General features: G+C 59.4%; 13 protein-coding genes. 5 read left to right on the top strand and 8 right to left on the bottom strand.

Going from position 1 to position 13540, the window contains the following annotated elements:
* Nucleotides 1–74: 74 nt before the first annotated feature.
* Nucleotides 75–371 (bottom strand): DNA-binding transcriptional regulator Fis, encoded by a 297-nt coding sequence (gene fis, locus AB5Y85_RS10270; RefSeq protein WP_005309538.1) that lies wholly within the window; start codon nucleotides 369–371, stop codon nucleotides 75–77.
* A gap of 26 nt (nucleotides 372–397) precedes the next feature.
* Nucleotides 398–1363: a tRNA dihydrouridine synthase DusB gene (dusB, locus tag AB5Y85_RS10265; protein ID WP_019445016.1), complete on the bottom strand. Its 966-nt coding sequence runs from the start codon at nucleotides 1361–1363 to the stop codon at nucleotides 398–400.
* Between the two features lie 292 nt (nucleotides 1364–1655).
* Between dusB and AB5Y85_RS10260 the strand changes: the two genes are divergently transcribed.
* From AB5Y85_RS10260 to AB5Y85_RS10245, 4 genes are all read left to right on the top strand, one after another.
* A complete protein-coding gene (locus AB5Y85_RS10260) occupies nucleotides 1656–3053 on the top strand; it encodes a TolC family protein (RefSeq protein WP_257687167.1) in 1398 nt (465 codons plus the stop codon).
* Nucleotides 3054–3126: 73 nt separating this feature from the next.
* Entirely contained in the window at nucleotides 3127–4131 is a 1005-nt protein-coding gene (locus AB5Y85_RS10255) for an HlyD family secretion protein (RefSeq protein WP_236293683.1), read from the top strand.
* Nucleotides 4131–5285 carry an ABC transporter permease gene (locus AB5Y85_RS10250; RefSeq protein ID WP_257687168.1) on the top strand — a complete coding sequence of 385 codons (1155 nt, stop codon included), beginning with the start codon at nucleotides 4131–4133 and terminating at the stop codon, nucleotides 5283–5285. The genes AB5Y85_RS10255 and AB5Y85_RS10250 overlap by 1 nt, the downstream gene beginning before the upstream one ends.
* The gene (locus tag AB5Y85_RS10245) at nucleotides 5285–6481 is read left to right on the top strand and encodes an ABC transporter permease (protein ID WP_257687169.1); all 1197 of its coding nucleotides are present in this window, start codon (nucleotides 5285–5287) and stop codon (nucleotides 6479–6481) included. Before AB5Y85_RS10250 ends, AB5Y85_RS10245 begins: the two co-directional genes overlap by 1 nt.
* 109 nt (nucleotides 6482–6590) lie before the next feature.
* Here the strand turns inward: AB5Y85_RS10245 and AB5Y85_RS10240 are convergent, their stop codons facing one another.
* The 3 genes from AB5Y85_RS10240 to AB5Y85_RS10230 all read right to left on the bottom strand — a co-directional run bounded on the left by AB5Y85_RS10240 (nucleotide 6591) and on the right by AB5Y85_RS10230 (nucleotide 8984).
* Complete coding sequence (locus AB5Y85_RS10240) at nucleotides 6591–7226, bottom strand: NAD(P)-dependent oxidoreductase (protein ID WP_368221361.1); 636 nt, start codon at nucleotides 7224–7226, stop codon at nucleotides 6591–6593.
* A gap of 133 nt (nucleotides 7227–7359) precedes the next feature.
* Nucleotides 7360–8214, bottom strand: a complete 855-nt coding sequence (locus AB5Y85_RS10235) for a DnaA/Hda family protein (RefSeq protein WP_368221360.1) — start codon at nucleotides 8212–8214, stop codon at nucleotides 7360–7362.
* Nucleotides 8215–8285: 71 nt separating this feature from the next.
* Complete coding sequence (locus AB5Y85_RS10230) at nucleotides 8286–8984, bottom strand: DnaT-like ssDNA-binding domain-containing protein (protein ID WP_005349201.1); 699 nt, start codon at nucleotides 8982–8984, stop codon at nucleotides 8286–8288.
* 238 nt (nucleotides 8985–9222) lie between these two features.
* Here AB5Y85_RS10230 and AB5Y85_RS10225 point away from each other — a divergent pair, with 238 nt between their 5' ends.
* Nucleotides 9223–10194: a response regulator gene (locus tag AB5Y85_RS10225; protein ID WP_368221359.1), complete on the top strand. Its 972-nt coding sequence runs from the start codon at nucleotides 9223–9225 to the stop codon at nucleotides 10192–10194.
* 74 nt (nucleotides 10195–10268) lie between these two features.
* Here the strand turns inward: AB5Y85_RS10225 and AB5Y85_RS10220 are convergent, their stop codons facing one another.
* The 3 genes from AB5Y85_RS10220 to AB5Y85_RS10210 form a co-directional block, all read right to left on the bottom strand.
* Nucleotides 10269–11666, bottom strand: coding sequence for a peptide MFS transporter (locus AB5Y85_RS10220; protein WP_047436211.1), 1398 nt, complete (start codon nucleotides 11664–11666; stop codon nucleotides 10269–10271).
* Nucleotides 11667–11879: 213 nt separating this feature from the next.
* Nucleotides 11880–12791 (bottom strand): UTP--glucose-1-phosphate uridylyltransferase GalU, encoded by a 912-nt coding sequence (gene galU, locus AB5Y85_RS10215; RefSeq protein WP_005339121.1) that lies wholly within the window; start codon nucleotides 12789–12791, stop codon nucleotides 11880–11882.
* A 96-nt stretch (nucleotides 12792–12887) separates the two neighbouring features.
* Entirely contained in the window at nucleotides 12888–13208 is a 321-nt protein-coding gene (locus AB5Y85_RS10210) for a ComEA family DNA-binding protein (protein ID WP_368221358.1), read from the bottom strand.
* Nucleotides 13209–13540: the final 332 nt, after the last annotated feature.

The raw sequence follows: 13540 nt of genomic DNA, 5'->3' as shown, positions 1-13540 counted from the left end.
GAAAGGCGCCAGGTATTGCTACCTGGCGCCTTTCGCATCTGCCTTGAACCGCCGTCGCGGCTCGCGGCCAGCAATCAGTTCATGCCGTAACGCTTGAGCTTCTTGCGCAGGGTGCCACGGTTGATACCCATCATCACGGCAGCGCGAGTCTGGTTACCACGGGTGTACTGCATGATCACGTCCAGCATCGGCGCTTCGACTTCGGAGAGAACCATATCGTACAGATCAATCACTTCCTGACCGTTCAACTGGGCCAGGTAGTTACGCAGGGCCTGTTGCACAGAGTCACGCAGGGGGCGCTGGGTCGGCTCGGCAGCGTGATTGTGAGTAGTTGTTACCAATGCATCAGAAGTCAGGGTTTGTTCGAACATATTCGGTCGGCTCTTTAGTTATCTTGTTAACCTAATCCATCGAAATACGCTTCGAGTGCCTCAAGTTGCGCGTCTGCGCAATCCAGGGCATTGAAGTGCTTACGGAATTCTCGGCCCGTCTCTTCTTCATCCAGATACCAGCCCACGTGTTTACGGGCTATGCGCGCTCCCAGATATGCACCATAAAACCGGTGCAGGTTGGTTACATGCTCGTTCATCAGGGTGCGAACCTCTTCCCTCTCGGGAGGCGGCAGCTTGGTGCCCGTCTCAAGAAAATGACGGATTTCCCGGAAAATCCAGGGTCGTCCTTGCGCAGCTCGGCCGATCATCACGGCGTCAACGCCGGTATAGTCGAGGACATACCGGGCTTTCTCCGGGCTGTTGATGTCACCATTGGCGACAACAGGAATCGATACGGCCTGCTTAATCGCCCTGATCGTGTCGTACTCCGCTTCGCCCTTGTAGAGGCAGGCACGGGTACGACCATGCACGGCAAGGGCCGCGATACCGCAATCTTCGGCGATTCGGGCGATCTCCACGCCATTGCGGTTATCCGGATCCCATCCTGTGCGGATCTTCAAGGTGACAGGCACCTCCACTGCATCCACCACGGCCCGGCAAATTGCTTTGACCTGATCGGGGGCACGCAGCAGGGCAGAACCTGCCAACTTCTTATTCACTTTTTTTGCCGGACATCCCATGTTGATGTCGACGATCTGTGCGCCCTGCTCCACGTTGTAGCGGGCAGCAAACGCCATCATCTCGGGGTCGGCTCCGGCAATCTGGACCGATCGCAATCCGCCTTCTGCAGAGTGATCCATCCTCATCCGGGTTTTCTGGGTATCCCAGACATCCGGGTTGGCCAGCAGCATCTCGGAAACGGCCATGCCAGCCCCCAATCGCAAACAAAGTTCACGGAATGGTCGGTCAGTTACACCGGCCATGGGAGCCACAATCAAGGGAGTTTCAAGCGTGTGGGGACCTATCTGCATTCCACGGTTACCATCGGCTTAGGGCGGCGTATATTACGCATTTTTTAGGCAGGAGAAAAGGTTAGTATTTGAGCGTCAGCCATTTTTTTCTGAAAAAAACGTCGCGCCAAGGCTTGCAAATTCTGGAGTTATTGAAAAACGGCCAGATTGCCGGAGACTGATCGCTGTACCATTCGGGTCGGACGCCTGCATAATTGTCAGTCCACTTGCAGGCCCGCTTTGCGTTATGATAGCGAGCTTAAGTCGAGCAAATGCTCCAAACATTTATGCAACAAAAGCGGATTGGGGGTCTATGACGTCAAGGTTCATTAAATCACTCTTGCCGTGTCTGCTGGGGGCCGTGCTGGGGTCGGCGCAGGCGCAAACCATCAGTTTCGGCGAAGCCTGGACCCGGGTCATCCAACAGGATGAAGGGCTGGCTGCCGAGCAGGCCGGGGTCGATCGGGCCAAGCAGCTGCGCGAGGCGGCCAAGGATATGTATCTGCCCAAGGTGGATCTGGGGGCCAGCTATACCCATCTTGATCAGCCGATTGAACTTGATGCCCTCGATCTCAATCCGCTGGCCAAGCAGAAAGATCTGATCCTGGCGCTCGGCAGCCTGTTCGGGGTCGGGGGCAACGCATTTGTCACGCCCCTGACCAAACAGAATGTGGTGACCAGCTCGGTCAAGATGCTCTGGCCGTTGTTTGCCGGTGGTCGCATCGATGCGGCGCAGGATATCCGCCAGGCGCAGGTGAGCGAGGCGCAGCAGCTGCTGGTGCTCAAGCAGCAATCCACCTTCGAGAGCCTCTCCCAGACCTATTTCGGCGTGGTGCTGGCTGCTCAGGTGGTGCAGACCAAACAGGAGATCGAAGAGGGGCTGGCCCACCATCTGGATCACGCCAAGAAGCTCGAAGCGCAGGGCCAGATCGCCAGGGTGGAGCGCCTCTCCGCCCAGTCGGCCTATGACAGAGCGCGCATCGATACCCAGAAGGCGCGCCGCAGCCTCGAGATCGCCGAGCTGGCCCTCGGCCGCATGCTGAAGTTGCCAAATGCCCAGCCGGGCAGCGGCCTGTTCGTCAACAAGGAGCTGCCGCGCCTTGAGGGGTTGGTGAGCCAGACCCTGGAGGTGCATCCCGGTCTCAAGCTGCTCAGCGCCAAGAAGGAGCAGGCCAAGGGGCTGATCCGGGTCGAACAGGGCAAATATGCCCCCGAGGTGTTCCTGTTCGGCAACTACAACCTCTATGAAGATGATTCACTCGCTTCCAAGACTGCGCCGGACTGGCTGGTGGGGGTGGGTGTCAGCATGCCGCTGGTGAGCCGTGATGGCCGCTCCGAGACGGTGCAGGCCGCCAAGAGTGCCGAGTTGCAGGTCAATCTGCTGCAAGCCAAGACCCGCCAGGATCTGGAGCTGCTGGTAGAGAAGACCTGGCGCGAAGCGGCGCAGGGGCTGGAGGAGTATCAATCCCTCTCTTCCACCCAGGCGCTGGCCGAGGAGAACGTGCTGCTGCGGGACAAGGCCTTCGGGCAGGGGCTCTCGACTTCCCTCGATGTGGTGGATGCCCAAAACCAGCTGGCGGGGGTGAAGACTCAGCGCGCGGCGGCGGCCTATCAATATGTAGTGTCGCTGGCCCGCCTGCTGGCGCTCTCCGGCCAGATGAACAGTTTCAATCAATATCAGCACGGTCAGGTGATCGAGGTGAACTCATGATCGCACTCCAGTCCGTGCCTTTTTCTATCTCTGTTTCGACCGCCAAGGGTCGCCCGTTTGTCGAGGTGAAGTGATGAGCCATCCCCCCATCAAAAAGAAGATGAGCCAGGGTAAACCGCTGTTGTTGCCGCTGGTGCTGGTGATCCTGGTGGTCTGGCTCGGCTGGCGCTTCTGGCTCGCCTATCAGCCCGAGCCGGTGCATCTGCAAGGGCAGATTGAAGCGCAGCAATATTCGGTCTCCTCCAAGGTGCCGGGCCGCATCGACGAGGTGCTGGTTAAAAAGGGCGATCAGCTGACCAAGGATCAACTGGTCTTTACCCTGGCGAGCCCCGAGATTGAAGCCAAGCTGAGCCAGGCCAAGGCCGGTGAGGCCGCAGCGGGTGCGCTGGCGCAAGAGGCGGAGAAGGGGGCCCGTGCCCAACAGATCGCTGCCGCCAAGGATCAGTGGCAAAAAGCCAAGGCTGCCGCCCAGCTGCGTGGCAAGACCTATGAGCGGGTTGCCAGTCTGCACCGCGACGGCGTAATGCCGCTGCAAAAACGCGACGAGGCCTGGACTGCCTGGCAAGCTGCACGCTACAGCGAAGGGATGGCGTGGCAGCAGTACCAGATGGCGCTGGAAGGGGCGCGGGAAGAGACCAAGATCGCCGCTCGCGAGAAGGCCAAGATGGCGGCGGGTTCCGTGGCCGAGGTTGAGGCCTATCTGGCCGACACCCGCATCACCAGCCCCCACAATGGTGAAGTGAGTCAGGTGTTGCTGCGCAGCGGCGAGCTGGCGCCGCAAGGCTTCCCGGTGGTGACCCTGCTCGATATGAGCGATGCCTGGGCCCAGTTCCACGTGCGCGAGGATCTGCTGCCCCGCTTCCCGGTCGGTACCGAGTTCGATGCCCGCATCCCGGGCCTTGGCGACCAGACCGTGCGCTTCAAGGTGACCCATGTGGCCGTGATGGGGGATTTCGCCACCTGGCGTGCTACCGATACCCGTCAGGGTTTCGATATGAAGAGCTTCCAGGTGGAGGCTCGCCCGCTGCAACCGGTTGAGGGGCTGCGGGTTGGTATGAGTGTGCTGGTTGAACTCTGATGGGACGTGAATTTCGGCTGCTGTGGCAGGATCCCTTCAGCCGTGCCCTGATGAGCTGGGTGCCGCTGCTGCTGATGGGGAGCCTCTGCTGGATCTTCTCGGCAGGGCTGGCCCGCGACCTCAAGGTAGGGCTGGTGGATCTCGACCACAGCGTGCTCTCGCGCCAGCTCGCCTTCTCGCTGGATGGCTCGGCCGGGCTCAAGGTGGCGCAACAGTTTGACTCCATCGATGCCGGCGCCCGAGCCCTGCGCGGCGGCGACATCTATGCGCTGGTGGTGATCCCCAACCATCTGGAGCGGGATGCCCGTCAGGGCACCCAGCCGCAGGTGACTGTGTTCAACAACGGCCAGTTCATCCTGATCGCCAAGCTGGTCAACTCGGCGCTGGCGCAGGTGGTAGGCACCCTTAACGGTCAGGTGGGAGTGCTGGAGGCGATGGCCGATGGCAAGGCGCTGCCCGGCGCGCTCGGGCAGTCGGTGCCTATCAGCAGTCAGGTCACTGCGCTCTATAACCTCAACTCCAGCTATGCCCAATTTCTGCTGAGCGCCATTCTGCCCGCGGTGTGGCAGATCCTGGTGGTGCTGTTTGGCCTCAATGCGCTGGCCCGTACCGATCGGCTGGGGCTGGACTGGACTACTCGCGGTGTCTGGTTTGGTCTCTGGCGCACCCTGCTGCCTCACATGCTGATTGGCTGGGGGTGGGGAATTGTCTGGACGCTGCTGCTGTTCAAGGGCTTCTCCTACCCCATGCACGGCAGCTGGCTGGTGCTGGTGGTGGGTCTGGGGCTCGCCTCGGCCGCCTGCGTCACCATGGGGGCCTTTTTCTACGGCATCATTCGGGATCCGGCCCGCGCCCTGTCGCTGGCGGGGGCTTACACTGCGCCCGGTTTCGCCTTTATGGGGGTCACCTTTCCGGTGAGCGCCATGGGGGATTTCGCCCGCTTCTGGCGCAGCCTGTTGCCGGTCTCTCACTATGTGGAGCTGCAGATTGGTCAGAGCAACTACGGTCTGCCCCTCGCATCGGCGTTGCCGCAACTGGGGGCGCTGCTGCTGTTTCTGCTTCCCTTGCTGCTGGTGGTACGTCGTTACAAGCAGCAGGCCGAGCTGGCCCGTCAATCAGCCGCAGTGGCGAGCGCCAAAAAGGAGCCTGAGTGATGCTGGGATTTGTCGATCTGTTGCGCCTAGAGCTGCGCACCCTGCTGGCGGATCGCGCCATCATGCTCACCCTGTTTGGCGGGGTGATCTTCTACTCGTTTCTCTATCCCCAGCCCTATCTGCATCAGCTACCGCGGGAAGAGGCAGTAGTGGTGGTCAACGACGATGGCAGTCAGCTGTCGCGTCAGCTGGAGTTTATGGCCGATGCCACGCCGCAGGTAAAGCTGGTGGCGCGGGCCAATTCGCTGGCCGAGGCGCGTCAGTTGATGATGGCCGGGGAGGCGAGCGGCATCCTGCATATCCCCAACCACTTCTATCGGGATCTGATGCTGGGCAAGAGCGTCACCCTGAGCTATGCCGGTGATGCCTCCTACTTTCTGGTCTACGGCACCATTGCCGAAGGACTGGCGCAGGCCGGTGGCACTCTCGCCGCGCAGGTGAAGGTGGCGCGGCTGTTGAGCCACGGCGAGGCGCTACCACAAGCGGCCATGGGCTGGAATGCGGTGGCCCTCAACGTGGTGCCGGTGTTCAACCCCACCATGGGTTATGTGAACTACGTGGTGCCGGCGGTGTTCGTGCTGATCCTCCATCAGGTGTTGCTGATGGGGGCGGGGATCCTGGGGGCGACCCAGAACCAGCGCAGCTGTCGCGGCGAGCACGGTTACTGGCAAAGCGCGCCTGTATTGCCGCTGCTGCTGGCCAGAACCCTGGTGCTGGCGGGGCTGTTCCTGCTGCCGGTGAGCTACTTCCTCGGCTTCTGCTTCGATCACTACAACATCGCCCGCCATGCTGACCCACTGGAGTTGTGGCTGTTCGCCCTGCCGTTCCTGCTGGCGACCTGCTGGTTCGGGATTGTGTTGGGCGCCATCTTTACCCGGCGCGATCTGCCCACTCAGGTGGTGCTCCTCTCCTCCCTGCCGCTGGTTTTTCTAGCGGGCTTTATCTGGCCGCTCGAGCTGATCCCGGCGCCTCTCAACTGGCTGGCTCAGTGGGTGCCCACTATCCCCGCCATCGAGGGTTTTCTGCGCCTCAACCAGATGGGGGCCGACTTCGCGCAGGTTTCCCGTTACTGGTGGCAGCTGTGGGGTCTGGCGCTGCTCTACGGCGCGCTGGCTTGCCTGTTGCTGCGCTGGCGGCAGCAGTCGTTGCCGGTTGCTCGCCTGTCAGTCGTGCAGAGTGAAACCACCGCCGGTTAAGCGGGATGGTGCAAGCGCCCGTGAGATGGCGTGTGCGGTAAAGCGAAAACGGTCAGCCCTTGGGCTGACCGTTTTGTTATGTGGTGGGGTTAAGCGGTTTACTGCTGCTTTAGCCACGCTGGAGTTCGGGATCCCCGATGGCGTAGATCTGCCCCACAGCAGTCTCATCCGCCAGCAGACGCAGCCCTTGGGCGGCCACATCGGCGCGGCGTACCAGTCCGTGTACCTCCTTGCCCTGACTCAGCTCGGCACGGCCGGTGGCGTCGCCATCCTGAAGGCCCGCCGGGCGAAGAATAGTCCATGCGAGGGAGCTGGTCTGCAGCCAGCTCTCCGCCAGACTCTTGAGACGTACCTCGTGACCGAAGGCGGCGCGGGCCCGCTCCGGCAGATACTGCCAGCTGTCGCCACAGCCGAGGGAGGTGACCAGCAGCAGCCGTTTCAGGCCGGCCTGCTCCATGGCATCGATCACATGGCGGTTGCCCTGATAGTCCACCGGCGCGGCTTGACGGAAGCTGCCGAGGGTAGAGACGACTTGTGCATCTTGCCCTGCCCGGACACATGCCTGCTGCACCGCAGCCGGATCCAGCGCATCCCCTCCGATCACCTCAACTCCCAGCGCACTCAGTTCCATGGCCATCTCGGGGTTGCGCACCAGCGCAACGACCCGGTGACCCTGGCTCAGGGCGTGGTGAGTAAAGGCGCGGCCCAGCCCGCGGCTGGCTCCGAAAATCAGTGTGGTTGGCATAGCTGAGCTCCCTTGGCAAAAGGGGCTAGCCTAGTGGCTTGTTCGCTTGCTGTAAATGAGAGTTGTTTCTATTTGTGAGCTGGCAGGGAGGAGAGAGTGCGAGCCTCCAGCGACTCGCACTCTTTGAGAGGCATCAGCCGCTGTAGTTGCCGATGCTGGGGCGACGGCTTGGGCCACTCAGGTGGATATCCACCGGATTGAACGCCTTGATCGCCTCATAGCTGAAATCACCGATCGCCTGATGCAGGCTCTGGGGCGTGTGGTTGGTGATGATGATGACGCTCTTTGACAGGTTGCGACGGCGGCGCAGCAGGTGGCCGAGGAAGCTGGACTGACTCTCCGCCATCTTGGCGCGGTTGGCCGATACCTCGTCGATGATCAGCAGATCCACCTCTTCCAGCGCGCGGCGGTACTGGTTGCGCTCGTCCTGATCGGGGATGACGTTGAAGAAGAGTCGATCGACGATGGAGGCCCACTGCTGGAAGATCACCGATTTCTGGTGACGGGCGATCAGCTCATGCGCTACCGCGCCCGCGAGGGTCGACTTGCCGGTGCCGTAGTCGCCGTAGATCAGCATGCAGCCGCCACCGCTCTTCTCCCAGTGCTCGAAACCGCTGATAAAGTAACGGGCGGTCTCGATGGGATATTGCAGCGCCGGGTCACCGGCATCCATCTTGTCAAATACCCAGTCAGGGTTGAGGTCGGCCTGGGCGATCAGCTTCTGGATCCGCTCCTGGCGGGCTGCCTTCTGCAGCTCGCGCACCTCGGCGTTGGCCTTGGCGTCGTACTCCTTGCGCAGGGTCTCGTAGTCATACTGACTGCCACCGGTCTCTTGTTGCAGGCGACGAATGCGCTCCAGCAGGCCACCCACATGGCGGCTCAATTCCGGGTCGTGAATACGGTGATCCTGCTTGGCCTTGGCGATCTTCTGGCGCTTGGCTTCGATCTCTTCCAGCTCCTGGCGCAGGGGATCTTGCGGGTCAGTCATGGAATGCTCCTTCTGCTCGATCAGGGATGGGTAGACAAGGGGTTGATTCTGCCTGCAGGCGGGGGCCGCTATCAATCATTATCCGGCTCCTGCTGCGCTGCGGGTTCTTGCGTCTGCTGTTGGGCCAGTCGCTTGGCCTCTTCAATCATCTGTTGGGCCCGTTTGCTGGGGCCCGACTCTGCCGGGGCCGGCGTCACCTGCTGGTAGCCCTGCACCTCCATCGGTTTGCGACGGGTATAGCGGCGGGTCTTGAGGGCGCGAATGAACTTGAGCATCCATTGATGCTGGGAGTCGAACACCTCGGGGCGCCCCAGCCAGTAGGCGATAAACTCTCCCAGATCCTCTTCGCTATAGCTGGCATCGATCACCCCGCACAGACGGGCGAGGGCGGGCAGCTCTTCGTCCGGACGCCATTGCAGATGCATCTGGAAGGGGCGCTCCGGCAGCGGGCTGCGCAATTTCTGGGTCAGCAGTGGCAATTGGAACGGGCACTGATGGTAGTGCTCACTCTCGGGCTGAGCCTCGACCTGCAGCAGGCCCGCCTCCATCAGTTCATCGAACAGCTCGGTGAGCTGGCGGGCATTGACCTGAAACGAAAAGCCGCAGGGATCTCCCGGATCGACCACTGCCAGCGCCCGACCCAGCTCGGGATAGTTGAGCCTTGCCGCCTGATTTTCCAGCACCAGTCGGCGCAGCTGCAGGGTATAGAGACTGCGAGCCGGATGGGACAATCTTGGGTGGGCAAGGGCGCTGTATTCGGCTGGGGTCATGGTCTTCTTCACGAGCTGGAGTGGGGGGCATTATCCCTTATGGCGCCCACTTGCACAATTCGGATGGGGTTGCGACATAGCGAGGAGATACGGCGCTGCTATGTGGTTGTTAATAGAGCTATCTGTATTTCAGAATCTGACCTGGGTCTATTTTTGACACATCGTTTCCGCGGATACCGGACTTTTGAACTAGTCTTAATACCTAAATAACCAATTGACTAATAAGAGCTTTATCAAGATGTCAAAAGCCGGGCTACGGATCCTGGTGGTGGAGGACGAGGCCGTTTTTCGCCACTCGTTAGTGAGTTACCTCGCACGTGACGGGGCAACGGTCTTTCAGGCCGAAGATGGTATTGAGGGGCTATCGGCGGCGGCCCTCTACCATCCCGATGTGGTGCTCTGCGATCTCAATATGCCCAATATGGATGGCCACGAGGTGATCGCCTGCCTCTCTGCGCGCTATCCCCATATCCCGGTGATCGTTATTTCGGCCCAGAGCACCATGGAGGCAGTCGCCAGCGCCTTGCGTGCCGGTGCGCGGGACTATCTGCTCAAACCCCTTGAGGATTACGCGCTGGTAGAGCGCAGTATCGAACAGTGTCTCAACGGCAGCGCCAACCGGGCGCAGCAGCTGGAGCTGATGGATCACATCGACTATTTCAGTGCCCATGACAAGGCGGCCAGCCGCCTGCTGGCGGGGCTCAAGCCACCGGGCTTGCAGGAGTGGGGCCCCTGGCAGGTCACGTTCAAGGGGCGGGGGCAGCTGTTTATTCCCGATACCTTCAAGGTGGAAGACAAGCTGCTGGTGCTGGTGATGGAACTGCCGATCATGGGGACGGATGCGGCATTTTGTGGGGCACTGGTGCGATCCTTGATGAACGTCCCCTATCGCCAGTTTCAGCAGAACGAGAGCCGGTTGCTGAGCCAGCCGCACCGGTTGCTCGACTACCTCAACCATCAGTTGATGGCGTCCGGGCTTCGCCACTCTTTTGCCATGGCGGCGCTGCTGTTTGATCAGCATGATGGGTTGGTGTTTGCCAACGCCGGGCTCACCTCTCCCCACTGGCTGATGCGCTCAGGCGGCCTACCCCTTGGCCTGATGCGCAGTAGCCACTACGCCCTGCACAAACGCAGCTGGCATGAACCGTTCGCCCTGCAGTTTCGCAGCGACAGCGGCGGCTCGCTGGATGTGCAGGTTCGTCATCACTGATGCCGCCTGATAAACAGGCTAAAACAAACAGGGCGCCGATGGGCGCCCTGTTTATTGTTTACAATCCTGACCGTTTAGACGGTGGCGGAGTGCAGTTTCTTCTCTTGAGCTTGCGGCTCTTTGGCCGGGCCTTCGGCACCGTGCATCCAGTAAACCAGGCGGTTGGCCATGGTCAGCAGGATCAGGGCGCTAAGTACTGCAGCCAGGGCGATGCCACCGAAGATGGCGATCGGGCCGGCTTCACCCACGAAGGAGCCGATAAAGCCCGCAGCGTAGTTGGCCAGGGCAACGAAGCCGAACCAGGCACCCATCATCAGGGAAGCCAGACGCAGCGGAGCCAGTTTGGTCACCATGGAGAGGCCAATCGGGGAGAGGCAGAGCTCGCCCAGGGTGTGGAACAGGTATGCGCCAACCAGCCAGAACATGGAGGTCTTGACGGTGTTGTCACCACCTTGCTGCAGCACGGCACCAACCATGAACAGGAAGCCGATAGCCAGGAACAGCAGACCCATGGCGAATTTCACCGGAGAGTTCGGCTCTTTCTTGCCGAGCTTGATCCAGATGGCCGCAACGACCGGTGCCAGGGTGATAATGAAGAAGGGGTTCAGGGACTGGAACCAGGCGGTCGGCACTTCGAAGCTGCCGATCATGCGGTCGGTATACTCCTGGGTGTAGAGGTTCATCAGACCACCGGCCTGCTCGAAACCGGCCCAGAAGATGATGGTGAACAGACCCAGTACCAGAATAACCTTGATGCGATCCACTTCCTGCTTGGTCAGCGGTGCTTTCTGCTCGGTAGTACGCAGGGCGGCTGCGCGCTGGGCGGCAGTGACGCGACCTATGTCACCAAGGAAACGCTGGGCCATGGTTGCCTGGATCACCAGAGAGAGCAGCATACCGATACCAGCGCCGACGAAGGCAGCTTGCCAGCCGTAGGCTGTAGCGGCAGCACCACAGATCACGCCTGCCAGCAGGGAACCCAGGTTGATACCCATGTAGAAGATGGTGAAAGCACCATCACGGCGGTGATCGCCCTCTTCATAGAGGTCACCCACCATGGTGGAGATGTTCGGCTTGAACAGGCCGTTACCCACGATCAGCAACGCGAGGCCCGCGTAGAACATGGTGTTGACCATATCCGGGAACATAGCGTGGGGCAGTGCCAGGGTGAACTGACCTGCGGCCATCAGCACGGCACCGATCAGGATGGCGCGACGTTGACCCAGGAAGGTGTCAGCCAGCCAGCCGCCGATCAGCGGAGTGATATAAACCAGACCGGTATAGATACCGTAGAGTTTGAGGGCATCTGCCTGACTCCAGCCCAGACCGCCGTTGGCAGTCAGGTCGGTCAGATAGAGCACCAGTACGGCACGCATGCCGTAATAGGAGAATCTCTCCCACAGTTCGGTACTAAAGAGCAAAAAAAGCCCTTTAGGGTGACCTAAAAAGGTCCCTTTTGACGGGTTATTCATTGGAACTTCCACCTGTGTCTTATATTTTTTTGAGTTTTTTATGCAAGGGCGAGAAACACGCCTCAATCCTTATAGAGCATGTGTGAATAAATTACAACATTATGATTTGCTGAGAGTTTATTTACTCTTGATTGATTTTTTGTTGCAAAAATGAAAAAGGAGCATCATTTGATGCCCCTTAAATACGTCTATAAAAAACAGATTTATCAGCGATTACAACTGCTTGACGAACTGCTTCAGCCAGCCGATGAATTCACCATTCAGCTCGTGATGGCGAACACCATATTCCACATTGGCTTTCATATAACCGAGCTTGCTACCGCAATCGTGGCTCTTGCCCTTCATGAAGTAGGCGTTGACTTGTTCCTGCTCCATCAGCATGGCGATGGCATCGGTCAGCTGGATCTCGTCACCGGCACCGGCCGGGGTTTTCTCCAGCAGCGGCCAGATATTGGAGGAGAGGACGTAACGACCCACCACCGCCAGATTGGAGGGGGCTTCGTCACGGGGCGGCTTCTCGACAATGGCCTGCATCGGCAGTGACATCCCCTCGCTCAGGGCCTCGCCCTTGATGTCGGCGATGCCGTACTTGTCCACTTCGCTCTCGGGAACCGCTTCCACCATGATCTGGCTGATCTGGTTCTCTTCGAACATGTGTACCATCTCGGCCAGGTTGTCTTTTTTCGGGTCGCTGGCCACTTCATCAATCAGTACATCCGGCAGCAGCACGGCGAAGGGGTTGTCACCGATCAGCGGGCGGGCGCAGAGCACAGCGTGGCCCAGACCTTTGGCCTCACCCTGACGGACGTGCATGATGGTGACGTCTTTCGGGCAGATCTGTTGTACCTCTTCCAGCAGCTGACGCTTGACTCGCTTCTCGAGGGTCGCTTCCAGTTCGAAACTCTTGTCGAAGTGGTTTTCGATGGAGTTCTTGCTTGAGTGGGTGACCAACACGATCTCTTTGATACCGGCGGCGATGGCTTCACGCACTACGTACTGGATCAGCGGTTTGTCGACCACCGGCAGCATCTCTTTTGGGATGGCCTTGGTGGCTGGCAGCATACGGGTACCCAGACCGGCTACCGGGAGCACGGCCTTGCGAACTGTCAGAGGAGTCTTTTTCATGGAAAACTATCCAGCGGGATTAAAGTGCGGCCATGATACTCCAAGAAAAATGGGGCAGCCACAGGCTGCCCCATTCGTATATGCAGAGCTCGGACGTTATTTGACGATGATCATGTCACGGTTGGCTTCCAGCGTGGCCGGGCCAATGCCATTGACATCCGCCAGCTGATCGACCGAGGTGAACTTTCCCTGTTTTTCCCGATAGTCGACGATGGCTTGTGCCTTCTTGTCACCAATCCCTTTCAGGCTGGTGAGTTCGGCAAGGGTGGCGGTATTGATATTCAGCTTGCCGGACTCCTTGGCGACCGCGATCGTGGTTGTTTGCTTGGGCGCTGCCTTATCTGCGGCCAACACGGGTTGGCTGAACAGGGGCAAGCAGGCTAACAGCATGATTGCAGAGAGTTTCTTCATCAGCATTTCCATTCCTCCATGATGTGGATATTGCCGAGTGGCACATTGATGAATAGCGTATCGAACGGATCTTTTTCACTGCTATTTCTAACAGGTCAAATCCTCATGCCGATGGCGAAATATTTGCTATAAGCGCTTAGCTATGAATGCTCTAATATATCCAACCTTATGATCTTGAATCTATTTTAGATACATCTTTAAGGTGGCGGGCACGCTTTCCCGCGGCGCTACGCTCGAGACATTTCTGGCACTTCACATGGCATTATTCTGTGCAACACCGCGCTGATGGCATGTTTCACTCGTCTTCAAAAGAGAACCAATAAAAAAGGCTGCTCACC

The sequence above is a fragment of the Aeromonas sp. R3-1 genome (assembly GCF_040908345.1).
In the GTDB taxonomy this organism is placed as follows: domain Bacteria; phylum Pseudomonadota; class Gammaproteobacteria; order Enterobacterales; family Aeromonadaceae; genus Aeromonas; species Aeromonas veronii.
The sequence above is the reverse complement of the archived record's forward strand: the minus strand, read 5'-3'. Positions and strand labels throughout refer to the sequence as shown.

Excerpts from the sequence above, each read along its gene's own strand:
- fis (WP_005309538.1), bottom strand. The coding sequence starts at position 371 with ATGTTCGAACAAACCCTGACTTCTGATGCATTGGTAACAACTACTCAC.
- dusB (WP_019445016.1), bottom strand. The coding sequence starts at position 1,363 with ATGCAGATAGGTCCCCACACGCTTGAAACTCCCTTGATTGTGGCTCCC.
- AB5Y85_RS10260 (WP_257687167.1), top strand. The coding sequence starts at position 1,656 with ATGACGTCAAGGTTCATTAAATCACTCTTGCCGTGTCTGCTGGGGGCC.
- AB5Y85_RS10255 (WP_236293683.1), top strand. The coding sequence starts at position 3,127 with ATGAGCCATCCCCCCATCAAAAAGAAGATGAGCCAGGGTAAACCGCTG.
- AB5Y85_RS10250 (WP_257687168.1), top strand. The coding sequence starts at position 4,131 with ATGGGACGTGAATTTCGGCTGCTGTGGCAGGATCCCTTCAGCCGTGCC.
- AB5Y85_RS10245 (WP_257687169.1), top strand. The coding sequence starts at position 5,285 with ATGCTGGGATTTGTCGATCTGTTGCGCCTAGAGCTGCGCACCCTGCTG.
- AB5Y85_RS10240 (WP_368221361.1), bottom strand. The coding sequence starts at position 7,226 with ATGCCAACCACACTGATTTTCGGAGCCAGCCGCGGGCTGGGCCGCGCC.
- AB5Y85_RS10235 (WP_368221360.1), bottom strand. The coding sequence starts at position 8,214 with ATGACTGACCCGCAAGATCCCCTGCGCCAGGAGCTGGAAGAGATCGAA.
- AB5Y85_RS10230 (WP_005349201.1), bottom strand. The coding sequence starts at position 8,984 with ATGACCCCAGCCGAATACAGCGCCCTTGCCCACCCAAGATTGTCCCAT.
- AB5Y85_RS10225 (WP_368221359.1), top strand. The coding sequence starts at position 9,223 with ATGTCAAAAGCCGGGCTACGGATCCTGGTGGTGGAGGACGAGGCCGTT.
- AB5Y85_RS10220 (WP_047436211.1), bottom strand. The coding sequence starts at position 11,666 with ATGAATAACCCGTCAAAAGGGACCTTTTTAGGTCACCCTAAAGGGCTT.
- galU (WP_005339121.1), bottom strand. The coding sequence starts at position 12,791 with ATGAAAAAGACTCCTCTGACAGTTCGCAAGGCCGTGCTCCCGGTAGCC.
- AB5Y85_RS10210 (WP_368221358.1), bottom strand. The coding sequence starts at position 13,208 with ATGCTGATGAAGAAACTCTCTGCAATCATGCTGTTAGCCTGCTTGCCC.